Origin of the sequence: Leeuwenhoekiella parthenopeia, from assembly GCF_020782115.1 — a bacterium.
Taxonomy (GTDB): domain Bacteria; phylum Bacteroidota; class Bacteroidia; order Flavobacteriales; family Flavobacteriaceae; genus Leeuwenhoekiella; species Leeuwenhoekiella parthenopeia.
In genome coordinates this window covers 1-1,316 of record NZ_JAJGMW010000055.1, presented here as the reverse complement: position 1 = coordinate 1,316, position 1,316 = coordinate 1, and the positions used below count along the sequence as shown (strand labels likewise).

Sequence of the window (1,316 nt, the reverse complement as noted above, 5' to 3'; positions counted from 1 at the left end):
TGTACTTCCCTAAATAGCGTTGACCGTTTTTAGGTTATTATTTCATTGTTAAAAATAGTCATTATTGTTCTTTGTGGGATAGCCAACAAAGAACACTGTTTTTCAAAGGCTACTGGGGTCATTTTCTGTATTGCATTGTGCGTTCTTACTTGGTTATAGTTTATTACTGCTCTTTTGATCATTGTCTTTAGTTCACTGAAGCTTTTGGGTTTCCAGCGTTCGATGTAATCATTTTTGATAGTCCTGTTTATCCGTTCAGCATAGGCATTGTCCTGAGCTGATAGTGCCATACTGATCTTTACTCCATTCTGCTCAAGCAGGTCTGTGTAACCTTTATAGGTGTACTGACTGCCCCTGTCAGAATGATGAATCTTAGGCACCTGGTTTTCTTTTAAAGCCATCTTTAAGGCCCTTACATTGGCACTGGCACGCATATGGTCGCTTACGCTATACCCTACTATTTTCTTAGTATAAACATCTATTATAAAAACTGCGTAGTAGTGCTTGCCTTCAATAGGAATGTAAGTAATATCTGATTGCCAGATGGTATTGGGTTTATTTACCTGCATCCCTTTGATCAGGTTGGGATAATATAGCTTAGAAGCTATAGTGGTCCTCCTGTAGTTCTTCTTAAGCTTGAGCCTGTAACCTAAAGACATCATCGTTTCTACAAACCGATCCCTTCCTATAAAATCGGGTTGAAGTATATCATACATTTTCTCCACCCCACAACCGGGGAAATCTTCCCGAAGCTCATCGGCCTCAACAACCACCTGCGCTACCTTAGCATCAAAATCCTTCTGACGCCTGGCATATTGATGCACAGCCTGCTTGGTAATACCTATGCTGCTGTAGAGTTGATTTAAGGAAAAGCTCATTTCTTTGGGCTTTTCCCTGATCCTTGCGATGGTGGGGTGGAGTAGTTTTTTTTGATGTCAATATCCAATTCATCTTTGGCTACTTCAATCATCGTCTCTAAAAAGTCAATCATTATCTGCTTACGCCCAACAGTGGCCTCAAGTTCTTTGACTTTCTTCTCTAGCTCTTTTACTTTCTGGGAACTGCTTTGTTTCATCTCTACTACTCGCAATCCTTTCTCATTAAAGTTAGAAAATTTATAAATCCATCGGTAAATACTAACACAAGGTATGTTGTGCAACATCGATAGTTGGCTAGCACTATACTTACCGGATTCAAAATCTTCGACGATCTGACGCTTAAAACTCTCAGAATAAACACGCCTCTTTTGGATGATTTGTACGTTGGATTTCATTGTTAATCACGTTTAAGTGGTCAACCTATATCAGGGACGTACA

Annotated in this window: 2 protein-coding genes; both read right to left on the bottom strand. The window is 39.7% G+C overall.

Features of this window, described 5'->3' with window-relative positions:
• Positions 1 to 29: 29 nt before the first annotated feature.
• On the bottom strand, positions 30 to 878 hold the full coding sequence (locus tag LLW17_RS18800; RefSeq protein ID WP_228231834.1) for an IS3 family transposase: 849 nt from the start codon (positions 876 to 878) through the stop codon (positions 30 to 32).
• Entirely contained in the window at positions 875 to 1,273 is a 399-nt protein-coding gene (locus LLW17_RS18795; RefSeq protein WP_228231833.1) for a transposase, read from the bottom strand. The genes LLW17_RS18800 and LLW17_RS18795 overlap by 4 nt, the downstream gene beginning before the upstream one ends.
• Positions 1,274 to 1,316: the final 43 nt, after the last annotated feature.

Excerpts from the sequence above, each read along its gene's own strand:
- LLW17_RS18800 (WP_228231834.1), bottom strand. The coding sequence starts at position 878 with ATGAGCTTTTCCTTAAATCAACTCTACAGCAGCATAGGTATTACCAAG.
- LLW17_RS18795 (WP_228231833.1), bottom strand. The coding sequence starts at position 1,273 with ATGAAATCCAACGTACAAATCATCCAAAAGAGGCGTGTTTATTCTGAG.